Source organism: Pseudomonas sp. Larv2_ips, assembly GCF_963879675.1.
Taxonomy (GTDB): Bacteria; Pseudomonadota; Gammaproteobacteria; order Pseudomonadales; family Pseudomonadaceae; genus Aquipseudomonas.
Genome location: NZ_CAWOAW010000027.1, coordinates 1,536,464 through 1,553,960 on the forward strand (window position 1 = coordinate 1,536,464; position 17,497 = coordinate 1,553,960).

Here is a 17,497-nt window from a genome sequence, read left to right on the forward strand (position 1 = left end):
CCTCCATTCGTACAAAAGCCCCACCCGAAGGTGAGGCGGTTTTCGGCCGTTTCCTGCGAACTACAGGAAGATAAACTTCGCGATGAAAATCGCGCACAGCACCCACAGGCTGATGGAAATCTCGCGGTACTTGCCGGTGCCGGCCTTGAGCGCCACATACGTGATGAAGCCCAGCGCGATACCGTCGGCGACCGAGAACGTCAGCGGCATCATGATCGCGGTCACGATGGCGGGGATGCTGTCGGTGGCTTCGTCCCAATTGATATGGGCCATGCTCGCCATCATCAGCATGGCGACGTAAATCAGCGCGCCGGCGGTGGCATAGGCGGGAATCATGCCCGCCAAGGGCGCGAAAAACATTGCCGCCACAAACAGCACGCCCACGGTCACGGCTGTCAACCCGGTGCGACCGCCCGCGGCGACACCGGCAGCACTTTCCACATAGCTGGTCACCGGCGGCACGCCGACCATGGCGCCAAACACGCTGGAGGCACTGTCGGCCTTCAGCGCGCGGGACAGGTTATGAATCTTGCCATCGGCGCCCACCAGCCCGGCGCGTTGCGCAACGCCCATCAGTGTACCGGCAGTGTCGAACATGTGTACAAAAAGAAATGCAAACACGACGCTGATCATGCTGACATTGAATACACCTTTGACGTCCATGGCCATCCAGGTCGGCGCCAGGCTGGGCGGGGTGGAGAGAATGCCGTTGTAGTGCACCAGGTCCAGGCCCCAACCGGCCAGGGTGACCGCGATGATGCTGATGAGGATTGCGCCGAACACCCGGTGGTAGCTGAGGATCGCGATCAGCAAAAAGCACACCGCCGCCAGCAGTGGCGCGGGCTGGTGCAGCGACCCCAGCTTGATCAGCGTGGCCGGGCTGTCGACGATGATGCCGGCGGTTTTCAGGCCGATCACCCCCAGAAACAGACCGACGCCGGCGCCCATGGCGTGGCGCAGGCTGACGGGAATACTGTTGAGCAGCCACTCACGCACACGGGACAGGGTCAGGCCCATGAACAACACCCCGGAAACAAACACCGCGCCCAGCGCCGTTTCCCAGTGATAGCCCATGGTGCCGACCACGGTGTAGGTGAAAAACGCGTTCAAACCCATGCCCGGCGCCAGGCCCACGGGCCAGTTGGCGTAAAGGCCCATCAACAGGCAACCGAGCGCAGCGGCGATGCACGTGGCCACAAACGCCGCACCGTGGTCGATGCCGGCATCGGCCATGATGTTCGGGTTGACGAAGATGATGTAAGCCATGGTGATGAACGTGGTGAGGCCGGCGATCAGTTCGGTCTTCACTGTGGTGCCATGCAAACGCAGTTTGAACAGGCGTTCGAGCCAGCCGCCGTGCGGCGGGGAGAGGTCCAGCGTTGGGGCTTCGGATTTGCGGCTTTCCACAGCGAGTACTCCTCAAGAGTTTTATTGTTATTTCCAGCGCCGGTCACAGGTGTGGGCAACAGCGCTTTGAGGTACTGGCGGGTTTTTGTTGACCAATAGGTCAGGAACTCGCACGAAGCGAATTATGCTTTTGTATACAAATAAAGCAAATAATGTTTTCGGTTGTGTATGCGAAACAAGATGAAAGGCTAATTCGCGGCACTCAGCGCCTGATTCACCGCCAGCCATCCCGCCACCGCGTCTTCGCCGGCTTCGCTGAAGGCGCGCTGCAACAATTTCACCTGTTCACGGCGCAAGGACTGCTCGAAGCGCTGGCCTTCCTCGCTCAATTCCAACAGGCGTTTACGCTTGTCAGCCTCGGAGGCCACGCTGTTTACCAAGTGCATTTCCTGCAGCTGTCGCAACGGCATGTTCAACGCCTGCTTGCTCACGCCGAGCAACTCCAGCAGTTGCTTCACGCTCAAGGCGGGGTAGCGCGCGATAAAAAACACGATGCGCTGGTGCACACGGCTCAAGCCTCGGCGCTCGAGCATCTCGTCGGCCTTGGCGGTAAAAGCCTGGTAGCCGAAAAAGAACGCTTCCATGGCCTGTTGCTGGCTGTTCTGGGTTTTAAGGTCAAGCATATTGACGTATCTACTCAAGTCGTCGTAATTTCGGTCAAGCAGTTTGACGTATTTTTCATGCGCTTTGCCACCGGTGACCTTATGGCCTTCTCTGAACGTGTTACGCGCCTCAAAAGCTCCTTGATCCGTGAAATCCTTGCCGCAGCCCAGCGCCCGGAAGTGATGTCGTTCGCCGGTGGCCTACCGGCCGAAGCCATGCTGCCCGCACTGAACTGGGACAGCATGCCGCTCACCATCGGCCAATATGGCATGAGCGAAGGCGAACCGCAGTTGCGCGAACTGCTCGCCGCCCAGGCCCGCGCGTTGGGCGTACCGTGCCAGGCGAGCCAGGTGCTGGTGGTCAGCGGTTCCCAGCAAACCCTGGACCTGGCCGCCAAACTGTATATCGACAAAGGCACCAAGGTTCTGCTGGAAGGCCCGACTTACCTGGCGGCGTTGCAGATCTTCCAACTGTTCGGCGCCGATTGCCTGACCGTGCAACTGGAGGCCGACGGTCCCCACCTGGGCACCTTGCGCACCCTCCTTGAACGCCATCGCCCGGCGTTCATCTACCTGATTCCGACGTTCCAGAACCCTTCGGCCGTACGCTACAGCGAGGCCAAGCGCGCTGCCGTCGCCGCGATGCTCGATGAGTTCGGCGTCACCCTGATCGAAGACGAACCCTACCGCGAACTGACCTTTGACGGCGCCAGTGCGCAGCCCATCGCCGGGCGCCTGAAAAAAGCCAGCTGGATCTACACCGGCACCGTCTCCAAGACCCTGCTGCCGGGCCTGCGCGTCGGCTACCTGATCGCCAGCCCGGATCTGTTCCCGCATCTGCTCAAGCTCAAGCAATCGGCCGACCTGCACACCAACCGCGTCGGCCAGTGGCAGGCCATGCAGTGGATCGGCACCCAGAAGTACCAGCAGCACCTGGCTGAACTGCGCCGCTTTTACCGCGAGCGCCGCGATGCATTCCAGGCCGCGCTGGAGCGTCATTTTGGCGATCTGGCTGACTGGCAGACGCCTCAGGGCGGATTATTCTTCTGGCTGACCTTGAAACAACCGCTCGACACCCGCACCTTGTTGGCGCAAGCATTGGATCAGGACGTCGCGTTCATGCCTGGTGAACCGTTCTTTTCCGAGCCCGATCAACACTTCGGCTCGTTGCGCCTCAATTTCAGCCATATCGACCCGGCCCGTCTGGACGAAGGTCTCAAGCGCCTGGCCGCGGTGGTCCGTCAAGCACAGCACGCGCAAGCGGCATAAGGGGAGCCCCATGTACAAGGTTTATGGCGATTACAAGTCGGGCAACTGCTACAAGGTCAAGTTGATGCTCAATCTGTTGGGCATCGAGTACCAATGGATTGATGTCGATATTCTCAAGGGCGACACCCAGACCGCTGAATTCCTGGCCAAGAACCCCAATGGCAAGATCCCGGTGCTGGAACTGGAAGATGGCACCTGCCTGTGGGAATCCAACGCGATCCTCAACTTCCTGGCGGACGGCAGCGAGTTTCTGCCGGCTGAGCCACGCCTGCGTACCCAAGTGCTGCAATGGCAGTTTTTCGAGCAATACAGCCATGAGCCGTATATCGCGGTGGCGCGGTTTATCCAGTTCTACCTGAACATGCCGGAAGACCGGCTGGAGGAATACAAAACCACCCATAAGGGCGGCTACAAGGCCTTGAGGGTGATGGAGCGTCAGTTGCAAGCCACGCCCTACCTGGTGGGCGAGCGATATTCGATTGCCGATATCGCGCTGTATGCCTACACCCACGTGGCCCACGAAGGGGGTTTTGACCTGACGCCATACCCGGCGGTGCAGGCGTGGCTCAAGCGTGTGGCCAGCCATCCAAAACATGTGGCGATGCTGGACTGAACATAGGTCCACAGGTGGGAGCGGGCTTGCTCGCGAAGGGAGGGCAGTCACTGATGATTGGACTGATCCACCGTTTTCGCGAACAAGCCCGCTCCCACCTTTAGCTGTCCCTTGTGGCAGACAGTTGATCCTTCAGCAAGTCAAAACAGCGCAGCGCCGCCGGGCTCAAGCCCATGCCGCTGCGCCTGATCAAGCCGATCTCCCGGTTCACCCCGGGATGATCGATGGTGATGCGCTTTAACCCCTCCAGGCTGTCCGCCGCCGACTCCGGCAACACACTGATGCCCAGCCCTTGGCGCACCAGCGCCAGCACTGTGGACATATAGTTGGCCTCCATGCCGGCGTTCATGCTCAGGCGCGTCTCGTCGAACAACGCATCCACCTGCTCACGCACACTGCTGTCGCGTCCAGTAAGAATGATCGGTTGATCCGCCAATTGCTCCAGGGTCAACTGAGGATGGCGGGCGAGGGGATGATCCAGCGGTACAAACGCACACAGCCGATCATTCAACACCGGCTCGAACGCCAGGCCATGGCTCAACCGTGCGCGCACACCGATACCGAAATCCACCTCGCCGGCGCGAACTTCGGCATGAATACGGTGAGCCACCAGGTCATGCAGGCGCACCTCGATGCCGGCGAAGTGCTCGCGAAACTGGCGCAAGGCCGGGGGCAGGGCACCGGCGCACACCGAGGGCAGGGCGGCGATAGTCACTACACCACGGCGCAACGCGGCGAGGTCGCGCGAGCCGGTGACGATGTTGTCCAGGTCCAGCAGCAGTTTTTCCATGGGCCCGCGCGCTTCCTGGCCGGCGGCGGTGATGCTCACGTGGCGCGGGCTGCGGTCGAGCAGGGCGACGCCGAGCCAGTCCTCCAACTGCTGAACTTGCACGGTCAGTGCTGACGCAGACAGATGCAGTTCATTGGCGGCCTTGGTGAAGCTGCCGGTGCGCGCCACGGCCAGGAAAGCCTGAATATGCTGGATGCTGTTTTTCATGGGAGCAGCTTCATTTTGTTTTTCCGAACGTGAGCGGCTGAATATTCCAATTTACAAAGACTAACCCGCTTCCAATACTCCGGGGAAAACAATAACCGGCCACCAAGGCCGCTCTGGAGTAACCCATGCTCGCTACCCTGGGTGTCATTACCATCCTGTGCCTGCTCGCCGCCGTCATGAGCAAACGCCTCTCGCCACTGGTGGCGCTGATCGCCTTGCCGATCATTGCCGCCTTGCTCGGCGGGTTCGGCCTGCAAACCAGCGCCTTCATCATTACCGGTATCAAGAACGTCGCCCCCGTGGTGGGCATGTTTGTGTTCGCGATCCTGTTTTTCGGGATCATGACCGACGCCGGCATGCTCGATCCCATCATCGACCGTATCCTGCGCACAGTCGGGACGCGCCCTACGCGCATTGTCGTCGGCACCGCAACGCTGGCGCTGCTGGTGCACCTGGACGGCTCGGGGGCGGTGACGTTTCTGGTGACCGTGCCGGCGATGCTCCCGCTGTATACACGGCTGGGCATCGACAAACGTATCCTCGCCTGTGTGTGCGCGATGGCCGCCGGGGTCAACTTCCTGCCCTGGACCGGCCCCGTGCTGCGCTCGTCGGCCGCCTTGCACGTGCCGGTGGCCGACCTGTTCCAGCCGCTGATCCCGGTGCAGATCGTCGGGCTGATGTTTGTATTCGCCTGTGCCTGGTGGCTGGGCCGCCGCGAAGAAAAACGCCTGGGCCTGGGTGCCGGTTCCACGGTCGATGCGGTGCCGCAACGCGTGCTCAGCGACGCTGACAACCTGTTGCGTCGCCCACGCCTGTTCTGGGTCAACCTGATGCTCACCGTGCTGGTGATGGTGGTGATGATTGCCGGCTGGGTCGACCCGGTGGTGATGTTCATGCTCGGCACCGTGGTGGCACTGTGCCTCAACTACCCGAACGTGGACGCCCAGCGCGCACGCATCGATGCGCATGCCAAGACCGCCCTGACCATGGCCAGCATCCTGCTTGCCGCCGGGGTGTTCACCGGCATCATGCAAGGCACCGGCATGCTCAAGGCCATGGCCGAAGTGGCGGTGGCGCAGATTCCAGCCGGCCACGGCAAGTTGATCCCGGCGGTGGTGGGCTTCATTTCCATGCCGCTGAGCCTGCTGTTCGACCCCGATTCCTACTATTTCGGCGTGATGCCGGTGATCGCCGAAGTCGGCAAGGCCCTGGGCGTCGACCCGTTGCAAGTGGCCCAGGCCTCATTGCTGGGCGTGCACACCACCGGCTTTCCGGTCAGCCCGCTGACCCCCGCGACGTTTTTGTTGGTGGGCCTGTGCAAGGTCGAACTGGCCGACCACCAGCGCTTCACCATTCCTTTTCTGTTTGCCGCGTCGGTGTTGATGACCCTGACCGCGTTGCTCCTGGGAGTGATTTGAGATGAAAACCTTGCGCATCGGTTCCGGCGCCGGCTATTCCGGCGACCGTATCGAACCTGCCGTGGAGTTGGCCAGCCGGGGCGACCTGGATTATCTGGTCTTCGAATGCCTGGCCGAGCGCACCATCGCGCTCGCGCAGCAGGTGCGTATCAGCGATCCACAGGGCGGTTATGACCCGTTGCTGAGTGAACGCATGCGTCGCGTGCTGCCGTTTGTGGGCCAGCGTGATGGCCAGCGTCGACTGCGGGTGATCACCAACATGGGCGCCGCCAACCCGGTGTCAGCGGCCATCGAAGTGCGGCGGATTGCCGATGAATTGGGCCTGCACCTCAACGTCGTGGCGGCGGTGGGCGATGACGTGCTGCAGGTTTTGCAGCCCGAGCTAATGCTGGACAACGGCCAGACCCTCGGCTCGTTGGGCGAGCGGCTGATTTCGGCGAATGCCTACTTGGGCGTCGACGCCATACTGGAGGCGCTGCACGCCGATGCCGATGTGGTGATCACCGGACGCGTGGCCGACCCCTCGCTGTTTCTGGCGCCGCAGATGTTCGAGTTCGGCTGGGCCGCGCACGATTGGCAACGCCTGGGCCGCGGTACGCTGGTGGGGCATTTGCTCGAATGCGCGGGTCAGGTCAGCGGCGGTTATTTTGCCGACCCAGGTTTCAAGGACGTGGATGACTTGGCGCGCCTGGGCTTCCCGTTGGCCGAGATCAACGCCGACGGCGAAGCGGTGATCACCAAAGTGGCGGGTTCTGGCGGGCGGGTCAGCCGCGCTACCTGTACTGAGCAACTGATCTATGAAGTGCATGACCCGGCGGCCTACCTGACGCCGGACGTCACTGCCGACTTTTCTCACGTGAGTTTTGTCGAGGAAGGCCTCGACCGCGTGCGCGCCCTGGGCGCCGATGGCCGTGCGCGGCCTGAGCAATTGAAGGTCAGCGTCGGCTATTTGGACGGTTGGATCGGCGAGGGACAGATGTCCTACGGCGGTCCGGGAGCTGTCGCACGGGCGCAGTTGGCGCGGGATATCGTGCTCAAGCGGCTCGAGTTGATGGGCGTCAACATGCAGGAGGTGCGCGCCGAGTTGATCGGCATGGATTCACTGCACGGCCCACGCAGCGACGTCGAACCCTGGGAAGTGCGCCTGCGCGTGGCCGCGCGCTGTGAAGCACGCAGCGACGCGGTGCGGGTCGGCAATGAAGTGGAAACCCTTTACACCAACGGCCCGTCGGGCGGCGGCGGCGCGAGCAAAAGCGTGCGGCAAGTGGTAGCGGTGGCGTCGTTATTGCTGGCGCGAAGCGCGGTCAACCCGAGGATCGAAGCATGAAACTGCACACCCTGGCCCATTCCCGCACCGGCGATAAGGGCGACACCTCGAACATCTCGATCATTGCCTATCGTGCTGAGGATTATCCGCTGCTGTGCGAGCAGCTCACGGCGGAGCGCGTCGCCGAGTTTTTTGCCGGTTTGCGCGAACCCGGCGCGGCGCCGGTGCGGCGTTATGAACTGCCGAATGTGCAGGTGCTGAACTTTGTGTTGCCGGGGATCTTGCGCGGCGGCGTTACCCGCTCGCTGGCGCTGGATGCCCACGGCAAGTGCCTGGGCTCGGCCTTGTTGGCTATCGAATTGGCGATGCCGAACTAATGTGGGAGCTGGCTTGCCTGCGATGCAGACACCTCGATTTATCAGTTACACCGAGGGGATGCTATCGCAGGCAAGCCAGCTCCCACATTGACCGCGGTGTTTATCAGACCGCGGCGAACCGCTTGTCGAGGTAGTCAATGATCACTTTGGAGTCATACATCCAAGTGGTCTGGCCATTTTCTTCAATGCGCAGGCACGGCACTTTGATCTTGCCGCCTTGCTCCAGCAGGGTCTGGCGATCTTGCGCATTGTTCTTCGCATCCTTCAACGCCACCGGCACATTCAGACGGTGCAACGTACGACGGGTCTTCACGCAGAACGGGCAGGCGTGGAACTGATACAGGGTCAGGTCCTTGGCCGCAGCGTTCACCTGCGCCTGTTGTTCGGCGGGGCGCTGCTTTTTGCGTGGGCGGGTAATGAAGTCGCCCGCGATGATGACGTGGCCGAGGCCCACTCGAAGTGCTTTGACGAACATGGCTGAAAACCTCTTGCCCATGAAGAAGGGGCCGCAGCTTACCTGAAATTTGCAGGCGAAAAAAAACCGGCGATGAACGCCGGCTTTTTCCTACGCAGCCTGTTACTTGATCAGGCTGAGAAACTCGCTGCGCGTGGCCGCGTTTTCGCGGAACTCACCCAGCATCACCGAGGTGATCATCGAGGAATTCTGTTTCTCTACACCGCGCATCATCATGCACATGTGCTTGGCTTCGATCACCACGGCCACGCCCAGCGCGCCGGTGACTTGCATCACGGCATCGGCGATCTGACGGCTGAGGTTCTCCTGGATTTGCAGGCGGCGCGCATACATGTCGACAATCCGCGCTACTTTCGACAGGCCCAGCACTTTGCCGCTAGGGATATACGCAACATGCGCTTTACCGATAAACGGCAGCAGGTGGTGTTCGCACAGCGAGTACAGCTCGATGTCCTTGACCAGCACCATTTCGCTGTTGTCGGAGCTGAACAAGGCACCGTTGGTGACTTCTTCGAGTGTCTGTTCATAGCCGCGGCAAAGGTACTGCATCGCCTTGGCGGCACGCTTTGGCGTGTCGAGCAGGCCCTCGCGGGAAACGTCCTCGCCGAGTTGGCCGAGGATCGCGGTGTAATTCTGTTCCAGGGACATGAAACTACCTGTGGGATTTTCGCAAAGCGCAAGGTTACGGTGGCGGACACATCGCTGCAAGCCTGACGATGGCACTTGTTACTCGTCGCGCCCCTCCATCATGGTGCGCTTGAGCATCACATACACCGCGCCCGCGCCGCCGTGGCGGGCCTGGCAGGAGGTAAAACCAAGCACTTGGGAATGCTGGCGCAGCCAGGTGTTGACGTGGCTCTTGATCATCGGCCGCTTGCCATCCAACCGCACGGCCTTGCCATGGGTGACGCGCACGCAGCGGATTTCGAATTTGGTCGCTTCGGCCAGGAAGGCCCAGAGGGTTTCACGGGCTTTTTCGACGTTCATGCCGTGCAGGTCAAGGCTGCCCTCGAACGGGATCTGGCCGGCCTTGAGCTTACGCATCTGGCTTTCCTGCACGCCGTCGCGGGCCCACATCAACTCGTCTTCGGGGCCTACGTCGATTACGAACTGGTCCGACAGGCCATCCACGGTGGTGGCATCGGTGCGCACGGTCGCAGCCTGGCGCAGCTTGGCGATCTGCGCCCGGTCGGTCTTGGGTTTGCCGGTGTCGGCACGGTCATGCTTGATCGGCTTGACGCCGCGCAGCTCGTTTTTGAACAGGGAAAAATCGTCGTCTTGCATGTCAGCCTCCGCGAAGGGCGGGCAGTTTACCTAAATCGCGGCGGCCGGGGCGCAGGAAACGCTATCCAAGCGCCATCAGTCGTGCTTTTTCATCAGGTGTGAGGCGATGTTCAGCGACAGCGGCTGACGCATCCGCCCACGGCTGCGACGCCATAACCAGACGCCCAGCCAGAGTACCAACAGGCCGATCACCAACAAAATTGCCGAGCCGCCCGGGCTGGCATTCAGTTCGCCGAGTGCTGGCGAATGACCAAAAAAACCGGCGCCGCCGGTACCTGCCAGCAGCAAACCTACAATGGCCAGCAGCGCGGCAAAGCCCGCCACCAGGCGCAGACGCCAATTGCTCGGGCCCTTGGGGCGCAAGCGACGAGCGTCAAAACCATCGGATATCTTCATTCCGACCTTTCCTCCAGGGTATCGGCCCTTCGACCGGAAGATACACAGGTTGTTCCTGTACCAGAGGCAATTGCAGAAAATGAAAAGGTTTTGCGGATGAGCGGGGCAATAAACACGCCGCGCCGCTCATCAGAAGGTCGATCAGATCAGATCTTTGGTCAACGCGAGAGTCGCGAAGTTATCGGCCATGATGGCCATTTCGGTCTGTTGCACATGTTCAGCGCTCAGGATGCCGCCTTTGTAAGGCAGGTCGCGCGTGGCGCAGGCGTCTTCCACCAGGGTGCAGCGAAAGCCCAGGTTCTTGGCGGCGCGCACGGTCGTGCTGACGCTGGAGTGGCTCATGAAGCCGCAGACGATGAGGTCCAGGGAACCGAGGTCCTGCAGGTGTTTTTCCAGTCCTGTGCCGTGAAACGCACTCGGCAGCAGTTTGCCGATGATGGTTTCGTCACCGAGCGGTTCCAGGCCGGGAATGAATTCGCCGCGCTCGCCCTGCGGGTCGAACAGGCCACCGACGGTGCCAAGGTGGCGTACATGCACGATCGGACGCCCGGCATTGCGCGCGGCGGCAACCAACTGCTTGATGTTTTCGACCGCCGCGTCCATGCCCGAGAGGGCGAGTGGACCGCTGAGGTATTCCTTTTGGGCGTCGATGATCACGAGGGTCGCATGGTTCAGGTTGGCTGCTGCGTAACCGCGACCGCTGAGTTGAAACATCGTCTTTGGAACGGACATTCTGGGGCTCCTGTGAGGGGGGCTTTTGCGACATTGTCCACTGGCTGAGCGGTTCTGTGAATCGCTACCATCGTAAGGTACGCCGTTGTTGACGTGCAGCCATGTCAAGTGGGCGGCTTGTTTAAGCCTGCGATGGCAAATTGGATGAAATCCGACGGATGGCGAAGGGGTTTCGTACATCGTCGGTACAGGCGAAGGCTGTTAGAATCGCCAGTCGTTTTTTCCAGGAGCTTGCCCCCGTGATCACATCCCGCCTGCGCACATTGCGCGACCATATCCGTTGGGCTGTCAGCCGTTTCCATGGGGAAGACCTGTTTTTCGGCCATGGTACCGACAATGCCTGGGACGAAGCCCGGCAATTGGTGCTCGGCGCCTTGCACCTGCCTTGGGAAATTGCCGACAGCTACCTGGACTGCAACCTGGAAGAAGAGGAAATTTCCCACGTGAAGCGCTTGCTGCACCGCCGTATCCATGAGCGCGTGCCCACCGCGTACCTGTTGAAGGAAGCCTGGTTCTGCGGCATGTCGTTCATCGTCGACGAACGTGTGCTGATCCCGCGTTCACCGATTGGCGAACTGATCGAAAACCGCTTCGAACCCTGGCTGGCTCAGCCACCGGCGCGCATCCTCGACCTGTGCACCGGCTCCGGTTGCATTGGCATCGCGTGCGCCTACGAGTTCCAGGACGCCGAAGTGGTGCTGGGCGACCTGTCCTTCGAGGCGCTGGAGGTGGCCAACCAGAACATCGAGCGCCATGGCGTCGACGAGCGCGTCTACACCGTGCAGGGCGACGGCTTCGACGGTTTGCCGGGTCAGCGGTTTGATCTGATCGTGTCCAACCCGCCGTACGTGGATGCCGAAGACTTCGCCGATATGCCCGACGAATACCAGCACGAGCCGGAGTTGGGCCTGGCCTGCGGCGATGATGGCTTGAACCTGGTGCGACGGATGTTGGCTGAGGCTGCGGACCACCTCACCGAGAAAGGCTTGTTGATTGTCGAGGTTGGCAACAGCCAGGTGCACGTTGAGGCGTTGTACCCGGAAGTCGACTTTGCCTGGCTGGAGTTCCAGCGCGGTGGGCACGGTGTGTTCATGTTGACGGCCGAGCAGTGCCGCGCGCATCAAGCGGTATTTGCTGCTCGGGTGTAAACCGACCCAACTCTAAAACTGACCCTGAATGTGGGAGCGGGCTTGCTCGCGAAAGCGGTGTATCAGTGGCAGGTTTATTGCCTGACACTCCGCCTTCGCGAGCAAGCCCGCTCCCACATTTTTTGATCGCATTCCAGCCCGCTATCGGTGCGTGGCAATCCAGATCAACAACCCTGCCTGAAACACCGTAAACGCCACCAAACAGGTGATGGTAAAGCGCAGCCCGCTGTCCTCACGCTTGAACTTGGTGACCTTTTCCTCTTCCTTGCGCAGTTTCACTTCCTGCTCGGCCAGGTTCTGCTCGGCCTGTTGCAGCATCTGCGCGGCTTCGAGGATTTCCACGAACTGCACCTTCTCGGTGTTCCAGCTGTCCAGCACTGCGCTGACTTTGCCCGGCTGCACGTTGCCTTTGAGGTGTTGCACATCGGCATAGGCCACATCAAAGCCCTGAATGCGCAGGAAGTGATCGCGACGCAAGCGCGTGGCTTCGTTCAGCGCGTCTTTATTGGCCAGGTCCACGCCGTCGACGCGGTAGTGTGACCACTTCTTTTTCGCCCACGCCGCGCCTTGAGCGACGAGGAAGCGACCGATTCCCCGGTTGGCCGGTTCGATTTCCAGGCTGTTGCCCGGGCCGAAGTGCACGCGGTGCTTATCGTGATCGACCCAGATATCCAAGTGGTTCTGCTCGCGGCGCACCCGCTGGCCCGGCAACTGGATGACCATGCGCAACAGGCTGTGGTGTTTGTCATTGCGTTCGGCATAGCCGAACTGCACGAACCGCAACGGCCGCGCACCGGTGGCACGGTCGGTGGTCAGGGGCGCGAGGCGCAGCATCTTGAAATGTTCGGCCTGCACGTCCGCCCACGGCAGGGCCGCTGCTTCGACGGCCTCGGTTTTTTCAGCCGGGGTGTCGGCAATAGGTTCTGGTGTAGCTTCTGTGGTTGTCATGCGGCGCGATCCTGTCCAAGCCCTGCGGGTCGACAGTCTTTTTACTGTCGACCCTGGGCTTATCGGCCGTTTTTCTCAGGACTGGAGGTAAATAGTCGCTTAACGGGGTTGAAGTCCGTCGATAAAGCGCACGATTCGCTCACCCAGCTCGGCGGCAAGCGGCAGTTTCGGGTCGTTGTAGGAGGCCAGTTGCTCTTTCACGTCCTTGGGCACGATGCGCATGACGTGGTTCATGCCTTCGATCACGGTCAAGTGCGCGTCGGGCTTGGCGTTTTTCAGTTGCCGTGCATCTGCGACGCCGACCTGAATATCGTTGGTCCCCTGGATGATCAAGGCCGGCATGTTCAACTTGGCGAACGCGGCTGACGGGTCGGCGCGAAACAGGCTGATCAGATAAGGCTGCACGCTGGGTCGGAAAATACCTTCCAGCGGGCCCGGCACATCGGCATCCACTTGGCCGGCCTTGAGGTGGTCGAGGATCTCGTTGCTGCGCAGCAACAGGGCAGGGGGCAGGTGGTCGGCCAACTGCTGGCGGATCACCTGATCCACCGGTCGCGCACTGCCAGACAAAGAAATGACGCCGGCCGGATTCAGGTGCGGTGCGGCGAGCGCGGCAACCAGCGCGCCTTCGCTGTGGCCCAGGACGATCAGCGGGCCCATGCGGCTGTCGGCCTTGAGCAGCTTGCCCCAGGCCACGGCATCGGATACGTAGGCGTCCAGGGTCAGGTTGCGTTCATCCGGCGTGGCAGCCAGGCTGGCGGCCACGCCGCGCTTGTCGTAGCGCACGCTGGCAATGTTGTGTCGGGCAAGCACCCAGGCCAGCCGCTTGAGGCTGTCGTTGCGTGCACCGTCGGCGCTGTTGCCGTTACGGTCGGTAGGCCCGGAGCCGGCAATGATCAACACCACCGGCACCGGCTTGTCGGATTGGGGCAGTAAAAGCGAGCCAAACAGCTCGCCGTTGCCGGTGTCCAGGCTGATCGGCCGTTGCAGCACGACAGGGGAGGCGGCGAAGCCCAGGCTGGAAAACAGGGTGAGGGTTAAAAGCAGAACTCGCAGCATCATCGCGCCATCATCAGGAAGGTGCCGGTTGGACCAACGTCTACCGGTAAGGTTTCGAGGATGAACTAGTCGGTTAGCCTGCGTATACTGGCCGCCTTAAGTTATTACGGTTGACTTGATTCAACTGATTTCACGGAGCGCCCTGCATGTCCGGCAATACCTTCGGCAAGCTGTTCACTGTCACCACCGCGGGCGAAAGCCATGGCCCGGCGTTGGTCGCCATTGTCGACGGCTGCCCGCCAGGCCTCGAGCTGTCTGTGGAAGACCTGCAGCGCGACCTCGACCGCCGCAAGCCCGGCACCAGCCGCCACACCACCCAGCGCCAGGAGCCCGACGAAGTCGAAATCCTCTCCGGCGTGTTCGAAGGCCGCACCACCGGTTGCGCCATCGGCCTGCTGATTCGCAATACCGACCAGAAGTCCAAGGACTACTCGGCGATCAAGGACCTGTTCCGCCCGGCCCACGCCGACTACACCTACCATCACAAATACGGCGAACGCGACTACCGTGGCGGTGGCCGCAGCTCGGCGCGCGAAACCGCGATGCGTGTGGCCGCCGGTGCCATCGCCAAGAAATACCTGGCCACCCAGGGCATCGTGATCCGCGGCTACATGAGCCAGCTGGGTCCGATCGAGATCCCGTTCAAGACCTGGGACAGCGTCGACGACAACGCTTTCTTCAGCCCCGACCCGGACAAAGTGCCGGAACTGGAAGCCTACATGGACCAGTTGCGCCGCGACCAGGACTCCGTCGGCGCGAAGATTACCGTGGTTGCCGAAGGCGTCAAACCTGGCTTGGGCGAGCCGATCTTCGACCGCCTCGACGCCGAGCTGGCCCATGCGCTGATGAGCATCAACGCGGTGAAGGGCGTGGAAATCGGCGCCGGTTTCGCCTGTGTGTCCCAGCGCGGCACCGAGCACCGCGATGAACTGACCCCGCAGGGTTTCCTCAGCAACAACGCGGGCGGCATCCTGGGCGGTATTTCCTCGGGCCAACCGATCGTTGCGCACCTGGCCCTCAAGGCCACGTCGAGCATCACCACACCAGGCCGCTCGATTGATGTGCACGGCAACCCGGTGGATGTGATCACCAAGGGCCGTCATGACCCGTGTGTCGGCATCCGTGCCACGCCGATTGCCGAAGCCATGATGGCCATCGTGTTGATGGACCACCTGCTGCGCAACCGCGGGCAAAATGCCGAGGTGCGCGTGAATACGCCGGTGCTGGGCCAGCTGTGACAGCCGGTGGCGGGCGGGCGTGCTCAGGCAGGGCCGCGAAGCGGCCCCGTCCATGGTGAGCCCGACCCTCCCGTACTGGCGCCTGTCCAGCTTCTACCTGTTCTACTTTGCCCTGCTCGGGGCGACGGCGCCGTTCCTGGCGCTGTACTTCGATCATCTTGGGTTCTCCAGCGCACGCATTGGTGAGTTGGTGGCTATCCCCATGCTGATGCGCTGCGTGGCGCCCAACCTGTGGGGCTGGCTCGGCGATTACACCGGGCGGCGCCTGGCCATCGTCCGGTTTGGCGCGGTGTGCACGCTGGCCAGCTTTTCACTGATTTTCTTCAGCAAGACCTACGCCTGGCTCGCGCTGGTGATGGCCCTGCATGCGTTCTTCTGGCACGCCGTGTTGCCGCAATTTGAAGTGATCACCCTGGCCCACCTGCAAAAGCAAACCTCGCGCTACAGCCAGATCCGCCTGTGGGGCTCGATTGGTTTCATCCTCACCGTGGTGATCATGGGCCGCCTGTTCGACTGGCTGAGCCTGGACATTTACCCGGTGGTGGTCGTGGTGATCATGGCCGGCATCATCGGTGCCAGCCTGTGGGTACCCAATGCGCAACCCGCGACCCACGACAATCGCCTGGCCGGTGACGGTTTTCTCAAGCAATTGCGCAGCCCTGGGGTACTGGCGTTTTATGCCTGCGTGGCGCTGATGCAAATGAGCCACGGCCCGTATTACACCTTCCTCACCCTGCACCTCGAACATCTGGGCTATAGCCGTGGCGTGATCGGCATGCTCTGGGCCCTGGGCGTGGTCGCAGAAGTGCTGATGTTTCTGGCCATGAGCCGCATCCTCACGCGCTTTTCGGTGCGACGGGTGCTGCTGGCAAGTTTCCTGTTGGCCGCCGTGCGCTGGTTGCTGCTGGGCTCATTCGCCGAATTTTTCTGGGTGCTGCTGCTGGCGCAGGTGATGCACGCGGCCACCTTTGGCAGTTTTCATGCGGCGGCGATTGCCTTTGTGCAACGCAGCTTCGGCGCCCGCCAGCAAGGCCAGGGCCAGGCGCTGTATGCCGCACTGGCCGGCACTGGCGGCGCATTGGGCGCGCTGTATGCCGGTTATAGCTGGAATCTGTTGGGGCCGACCCTGACCTTCAGCATCGCCAGTGTCGCGGCCCTGGCCGCCGCCCTCATCATTGGCTTTCGATTGCAAGAGCCGAATAAAGGAACCGTGCAATGAGTTATGTCGCTGTTTATCCGCTCGCCACACCCGATACCCCGAACAAGGTGTTGACCCATTTCGACGATATCGTCTCGACCCTGACTGGGCACGGCGTGGGTTTTGACCGCTGGCAGCCCAGCCCGATTGAAAAAGGCGCCAGTGACGCTGAGATGATCGCCGCGTACCGGTCGCAGATCGACGCACTCGGCTACGGCTCTGCTCAGGTATTGAACGTAACGGGCGCCCATCCGCAGCGCGCCGAGTTGCGCGCTGAAGGCCTCAAGGCGCGTCGCTACAGCGCCGACAACGCGCATTTCTTCATCGCGGGCCAAGGCTTGTTCTGCCTGCTCGTGGGCGAATATGTCTACGCCGTGCGTTGTGAGAAAAATGACGTGCTGGTGGTTCCGGCCGGAATGCCGCATTGGCTCGACGTGGGCGAGAATCCGCACTGTGTGGCGCTACGTTTATTCCATACAGCCGAAGGCTGTGTGCCTCAGTTCACTGACCAGGACAGTGCCGCTGGTTTTCCAGGCTTGGACGATTAAGCGCGAATAGTTAAAGGTTCAATCCCGGCAGGTTGGAAGTTGTTGTGGGAAGGAACTCAATTAAATGTAAGACGTAGCTGTTTATGCGGCGCCTTATGCTTTCAATCCATTCGTTATGTAACTCTCTGCCGACTCAATGTTTATATCACCTGTCAATCGCAGGAATCCGAAAGGTGGTATGGCATCCACTGATACAGGAGAGAGATTGATGAGTGGCCCAGAGCAGCCGTGTCGCGCGCTTGCCGTGCCGAGCGCCGTTGGAAAACGCCTGAGCCTGTGCGGCAAACCCCTGACGCCGACAGAGCTGGAAATCCTGCGCTGGGCCTCGGAAGGCAAGACCGTCTGGGAAATCAGCCAGATTCGCGCCACCTCCCAAGCCACGGTTAAATTCCATCTGCGCAACATCTACCTCAAGCTGCAAGTCACCAACCGCGTACAGGCGATGAATGCAGCAGCCCGACAGGGGCTTTGTTGAAGGCACAAAAAAAGGCCGCGACGCTCAACGGCGTCGCGGCCTTTTT

Annotated in this window: 20 protein-coding genes; 10 read left to right on the forward strand and 10 right to left on the reverse strand. The window is 61.3% G+C overall.

Going from position 1 to position 17,497, the window contains the following annotated elements; all coding sequences use genetic code 11:
• Positions 1-60: 60 nt before the first annotated feature.
• Together AACV02_RS23865 and AACV02_RS23870 are read right to left on the reverse strand one after the other, a co-directional pair.
• Entirely contained in the window at positions 61-1,407 is a 1,347-nt protein-coding gene (locus AACV02_RS23865; RefSeq protein ID WP_106576522.1) for an NCS2 family permease, read from the reverse strand.
• Between the two features lie 188 nt (positions 1,408-1,595).
• The gene (locus tag AACV02_RS23870) at positions 1,596-2,030 is read right to left on the reverse strand and encodes a MarR family winged helix-turn-helix transcriptional regulator (RefSeq protein ID WP_106576523.1); all 435 of its coding nucleotides are present in this window, start codon (positions 2,028-2,030) and stop codon (positions 1,596-1,598) included.
• An 81-nt stretch (positions 2,031-2,111) separates the two neighbouring features.
• On the opposite strand from AACV02_RS23870, the gene AACV02_RS23875 reads away from it, so the two are divergent.
• Together AACV02_RS23875 and AACV02_RS23880 are read left to right on the forward strand one after the other, a co-directional pair.
• Positions 2,112-3,278, forward strand: a complete 1,167-nt coding sequence (locus AACV02_RS23875; RefSeq protein WP_119742825.1) for an aminotransferase-like domain-containing protein — start codon at positions 2,112-2,114, stop codon at positions 3,276-3,278.
• A gap of 10 nt (positions 3,279-3,288) precedes the next feature.
• A complete protein-coding gene (locus tag AACV02_RS23880; protein ID WP_106576524.1) occupies positions 3,289-3,891 on the forward strand; it encodes a glutathione S-transferase family protein in 603 nt (200 codons plus the stop codon).
• Positions 3,892-3,991: 100 nt separating this feature from the next.
• Here the strand turns inward: AACV02_RS23880 and AACV02_RS23885 are convergent, their stop codons facing one another.
• Positions 3,992-4,888 carry a LysR family transcriptional regulator gene (locus AACV02_RS23885; RefSeq protein ID WP_119742363.1) on the reverse strand — a complete coding sequence of 299 codons (897 nt, stop codon included), beginning with the start codon at positions 4,886-4,888 and terminating at the stop codon, positions 3,992-3,994.
• A 125-nt stretch (positions 4,889-5,013) separates the two neighbouring features.
• On the opposite strand from AACV02_RS23885, the gene AACV02_RS23890 reads away from it, so the two are divergent.
• From AACV02_RS23890 to AACV02_RS23900, 3 genes are read left to right on the forward strand one after another with little or no spacing between them, the layout of a single operon-like run.
• Entirely contained in the window at positions 5,014-6,306 is a 1,293-nt protein-coding gene (locus AACV02_RS23890) for a CitMHS family transporter (RefSeq protein WP_119742365.1), read from the forward strand.
• Position 6,307: 1 nt separating this feature from the next.
• Positions 6,308-7,633, forward strand: coding sequence for an acyclic terpene utilization AtuA family protein (locus AACV02_RS23895; RefSeq protein ID WP_119742367.1), 1,326 nt, complete (start codon positions 6,308-6,310; stop codon positions 7,631-7,633).
• Positions 7,630-7,950 (forward strand): AtuA-related protein, encoded by a 321-nt coding sequence (locus AACV02_RS23900; RefSeq protein WP_119742369.1) that lies wholly within the window; start codon positions 7,630-7,632, stop codon positions 7,948-7,950. Before AACV02_RS23895 ends, AACV02_RS23900 begins: the two co-directional genes overlap by 4 nt.
• Positions 7,951-8,053: 103 nt before the next feature.
• Here the strand turns inward: AACV02_RS23900 and AACV02_RS23905 are convergent, their stop codons facing one another.
• The 5 genes from AACV02_RS23905 to AACV02_RS23925 all read right to left on the reverse strand — a co-directional run bounded on the left by AACV02_RS23905 (position 8,054) and on the right by AACV02_RS23925 (position 10,837).
• On the reverse strand, positions 8,054-8,425 hold the full coding sequence (locus AACV02_RS23905) for a glutathione S-transferase N-terminal domain-containing protein (RefSeq protein WP_094951448.1): 372 nt from the start codon (positions 8,423-8,425) through the stop codon (positions 8,054-8,056).
• Between the two features lie 102 nt (positions 8,426-8,527).
• On the reverse strand, positions 8,528-9,073 hold the full coding sequence (folE, locus tag AACV02_RS23910) for a GTP cyclohydrolase I FolE (RefSeq protein ID WP_003442011.1): 546 nt from the start codon (positions 9,071-9,073) through the stop codon (positions 8,528-8,530).
• A gap of 78 nt (positions 9,074-9,151) precedes the next feature.
• Positions 9,152-9,709, reverse strand: a complete 558-nt coding sequence (locus AACV02_RS23915; RefSeq protein ID WP_106576530.1) for a Smr/MutS family protein — start codon at positions 9,707-9,709, stop codon at positions 9,152-9,154.
• Positions 9,710-9,784: 75 nt separating this feature from the next.
• Complete coding sequence (locus AACV02_RS23920) at positions 9,785-10,105, reverse strand: hypothetical protein (protein WP_119742371.1); 321 nt, start codon at positions 10,103-10,105, stop codon at positions 9,785-9,787.
• Positions 10,106-10,246: 141 nt separating this feature from the next.
• Positions 10,247-10,837, reverse strand: a complete 591-nt coding sequence (locus AACV02_RS23925) for a cysteine hydrolase family protein (protein ID WP_106576532.1) — start codon at positions 10,835-10,837, stop codon at positions 10,247-10,249.
• 239 nt (positions 10,838-11,076) lie between these two features.
• On the opposite strand from AACV02_RS23925, the gene prmB reads away from it, so the two are divergent.
• Positions 11,077-11,985, forward strand: a complete 909-nt coding sequence (gene prmB, locus AACV02_RS23930) for a 50S ribosomal protein L3 N(5)-glutamine methyltransferase (RefSeq protein WP_119742373.1) — start codon at positions 11,077-11,079, stop codon at positions 11,983-11,985.
• 141 nt (positions 11,986-12,126) lie between these two features.
• Here prmB and AACV02_RS23935 read toward each other — a convergent pair whose 3' ends face one another.
• Positions 12,127-12,933, reverse strand: coding sequence for a hypothetical protein (locus AACV02_RS23935; RefSeq protein ID WP_119742375.1), 807 nt, complete (start codon positions 12,931-12,933; stop codon positions 12,127-12,129).
• A gap of 99 nt (positions 12,934-13,032) precedes the next feature.
• The gene (locus tag AACV02_RS23940) at positions 13,033-13,995 is read right to left on the reverse strand and encodes an alpha/beta hydrolase (protein ID WP_119742377.1); all 963 of its coding nucleotides are present in this window, start codon (positions 13,993-13,995) and stop codon (positions 13,033-13,035) included.
• A 143-nt stretch (positions 13,996-14,138) separates the two neighbouring features.
• Here AACV02_RS23940 and aroC point away from each other — a divergent pair, with 143 nt between their 5' ends.
• The 4 genes from aroC to AACV02_RS23960 all read left to right on the forward strand — a co-directional run bounded on the left by aroC (position 14,139) and on the right by AACV02_RS23960 (position 17,451).
• On the forward strand, positions 14,139-15,230 hold the full coding sequence (gene aroC, locus AACV02_RS23945; RefSeq protein ID WP_106576536.1) for a chorismate synthase: 1,092 nt from the start codon (positions 14,139-14,141) through the stop codon (positions 15,228-15,230).
• A gap of 52 nt (positions 15,231-15,282) precedes the next feature.
• Positions 15,283-16,449, forward strand: coding sequence for an MFS transporter (locus AACV02_RS23950; RefSeq protein ID WP_106576537.1), 1,167 nt, complete (start codon positions 15,283-15,285; stop codon positions 16,447-16,449).
• Entirely contained in the window at positions 16,446-16,976 is a 531-nt protein-coding gene (locus AACV02_RS23955; protein ID WP_119742379.1) for an acireductone dioxygenase, read from the forward strand. The genes AACV02_RS23950 and AACV02_RS23955 overlap by 4 nt, the downstream gene beginning before the upstream one ends.
• Before the next feature lie 208 nt (positions 16,977-17,184).
• Positions 17,185-17,451 carry a response regulator transcription factor gene (locus AACV02_RS23960; RefSeq protein WP_106576539.1) on the forward strand — a complete coding sequence of 89 codons (267 nt, stop codon included), beginning with the start codon at positions 17,185-17,187 and terminating at the stop codon, positions 17,449-17,451.
• The last annotated feature ends 46 nt before the right edge of the window (positions 17,452-17,497 follow it).

Coding starts and splice junctions, on each gene's coding strand:
- AACV02_RS23870 (WP_106576523.1), bottom strand. CDS start 2,030: ATGCTTGACCTTAAAACCCAGAACAGCCAGCAACAGGCCATGGAAGCG.
- AACV02_RS23875 (WP_119742825.1), top strand. CDS start 2,112: ATGGCCTTCTCTGAACGTGTTACGCGCCTCAAAAGCTCCTTGATCCGT.
- AACV02_RS23880 (WP_106576524.1), top strand. CDS start 3,289: ATGTACAAGGTTTATGGCGATTACAAGTCGGGCAACTGCTACAAGGTC.
- AACV02_RS23885 (WP_119742363.1), bottom strand. CDS start 4,888: ATGAAAAACAGCATCCAGCATATTCAGGCTTTCCTGGCCGTGGCGCGC.
- AACV02_RS23890 (WP_119742365.1), top strand. CDS start 5,014: ATGCTCGCTACCCTGGGTGTCATTACCATCCTGTGCCTGCTCGCCGCC.
- AACV02_RS23895 (WP_119742367.1), top strand. CDS start 6,308: ATGAAAACCTTGCGCATCGGTTCCGGCGCCGGCTATTCCGGCGACCGT.
- AACV02_RS23900 (WP_119742369.1), top strand. CDS start 7,630: ATGAAACTGCACACCCTGGCCCATTCCCGCACCGGCGATAAGGGCGAC.
- AACV02_RS23905 (WP_094951448.1), bottom strand. CDS start 8,425: ATGTTCGTCAAAGCACTTCGAGTGGGCCTCGGCCACGTCATCATCGCG.
- folE (WP_003442011.1), bottom strand. CDS start 9,073: ATGTCCCTGGAACAGAATTACACCGCGATCCTCGGCCAACTCGGCGAG.
- AACV02_RS23915 (WP_106576530.1), bottom strand. CDS start 9,709: ATGCAAGACGACGATTTTTCCCTGTTCAAAAACGAGCTGCGCGGCGTC.
- AACV02_RS23920 (WP_119742371.1), bottom strand. CDS start 10,105: ATGAAGATATCCGATGGTTTTGACGCTCGTCGCTTGCGCCCCAAGGGC.
- AACV02_RS23925 (WP_106576532.1), bottom strand. CDS start 10,837: ATGTCCGTTCCAAAGACGATGTTTCAACTCAGCGGTCGCGGTTACGCA.
- AACV02_RS23935 (WP_119742375.1), bottom strand. CDS start 12,933: ATGACAACCACAGAAGCTACACCAGAACCTATTGCCGACACCCCGGCT.
- AACV02_RS23940 (WP_119742377.1), bottom strand. CDS start 13,995: ATGATGCTGCGAGTTCTGCTTTTAACCCTCACCCTGTTTTCCAGCCTG.
- aroC (WP_106576536.1), top strand. CDS start 14,139: ATGTCCGGCAATACCTTCGGCAAGCTGTTCACTGTCACCACCGCGGGC.
- AACV02_RS23950 (WP_106576537.1), top strand. CDS start 15,283: ATGGTGAGCCCGACCCTCCCGTACTGGCGCCTGTCCAGCTTCTACCTG.
- AACV02_RS23955 (WP_119742379.1), top strand. CDS start 16,446: ATGAGTTATGTCGCTGTTTATCCGCTCGCCACACCCGATACCCCGAAC.
- AACV02_RS23960 (WP_106576539.1), top strand. CDS start 17,185: ATGAGTGGCCCAGAGCAGCCGTGTCGCGCGCTTGCCGTGCCGAGCGCC.